The organism is Echinicola arenosa (assembly GCF_014841125.1).
Lineage (GTDB): Bacteria > Bacteroidota > Bacteroidia > Cytophagales > Cyclobacteriaceae > Echinicola > Echinicola arenosa.
Genome location: NZ_JACYTQ010000019.1, coordinates 1 through 1,633, shown reverse-complemented (window position 1 = coordinate 1,633; position 1,633 = coordinate 1). Strand labels below are relative to the sequence as shown.

Below are 1,633 nucleotides of genomic sequence, written 5' to 3'. Positions count from 1 at the left end.
GAGGCTGTCTCAAAACAAGAGTTAAAAAAGTTTGACAGTCGATTTTAGCCAATAGAGGCCGATTTTCATTAATCGGCCTCTATTTTTCTGACCCAAGGTCAGTTTGACTCTGGTTTTTTTGTTTTGAAGTGACAGTTTAAACTTGGGGGATCAGAGGGTTTTTGACCTTAAAAACAGCGTCTTCTACTTCCTACCCGGCCATTTTTGCCAGGTTGTGGGCGATGGCAATCAATCCGGTTTCAATGGCTACTTTTTCGGCTCCTCTTAACATAAACCTAGCTCTTCCCTTATTGTGTTTGAAGTCTGCAAATACCGGTTCCACATCGGTGGCCCGTTGTCTTCTTTTCTGGATCCCTTGCTCTGAGGTGAGTCGTTGTCTTGCCCTGGTTTTCTGTTGCTGTAACCTGGTGTTTACCCTGAGGGTTTTGTTACCGGCCCCGGGTCTGCAACTTGCAGTCAGTGGGCACCCCTGGCAATTTTTGGCTACATAGTGCCTGTAATGCTGGACAAAACCGGTCGAGGTTTTTCCGGTACTTTCCCCACTGGGTTTCATCGCTTGTCCCATCGGACAGATGTAGTGATCTTTCTGTGGATCGTAATACAGGTTTTCCAGCAAGCCATGGACTTTCTTTGATTTGGATTCCTGGCGGAGTTCTTTGTGGAAGGTGTTGTACTTAACGTAAGCTTCGATCCGGTTCTGCTCCAGAAAGCAATAGTTCTCTTCACTTCCGTATCCTGCATCTGCTGTACAACAGGAAGGGTAGAACCCGTAATGCTGATGGTACTGCTGTAGATGAGGCTTCAGGGTCAAGGTGTCATTGGGATTGGGATGCAGGGAATAGTTGACCACGAACCGTCCATGGGTGCTGAGCTGAAGGTTGTAGGCTGGTTTGAGTTGGCCATTTCTCATATGGTCTTCCTTCATCCGCATGAACGTGGCATCCGGATCGGTTTTGGAATAACTGTTCCGTCCCGCCAGTACCTCTTCTTTTTGGGCATATTCCTCCAGTTTGGCCGGCCAGTTCTTTTGGGCATAACCCAACTTCTGTTTCACCTTCTTGTCAACGGTTTTCCCTTCCAGCGCCTGATTGATCTTTTGGATCGTTTGGGTGACTTTTCCCGCACTCGGGTTCACAAAGTCGGGTTCTTCTGTGCCCAACTCAGCGGAGGCTACCGAACCGGCATAATCCCAGAGTTCCTGAAGCTGGGAACTGATCCGTTCCTTACTCTTCTTGATCGCCTTGCCCCAGACAAAGGTGTAGCGGTTGGCATTGGCTTCGATCTTGGTCCCATCGGTGTACACTTCTTTGATGTCCAAAAGCCCTTCCTCATGCAACAACAGCACCACCTGGGCAAAAATATCGCCAATCACATCCCGGAGACGTTCTGACCGGAACCGATTGATCGTATGGTGATCGGGACGCTGCATCCCGGCAAGCCACATGAACACAATATTCTCCCGGACCGCCTTTTCAAGCTTGCGGGAAGAATAACAGTTCTCCAAATATCCATAAACCAGCACCTTTAACAACATCTTGGGATGATAGCTGCTGGACCCGTTCTCTGAGTATCGGCTATACACCTCACTCAGATCTATCCGCTCAATGATCTGGTGAACAACACGGCCTGGATG

At 48.7% G+C, this 1,633-nt stretch carries 1 protein-coding gene; it reads right to left on the bottom strand.

Annotation, left to right across the window (positions count from 1 at the left end; genetic code table 11):
- Positions 1–190 precede the first annotated feature (190 nt).
- A partial coding sequence (locus tag IFO69_RS21555) for an IS1182 family transposase (RefSeq protein ID WP_192012229.1) occupies positions 191–1,633 on the bottom strand: 1,443 nt, incomplete at its 5' end.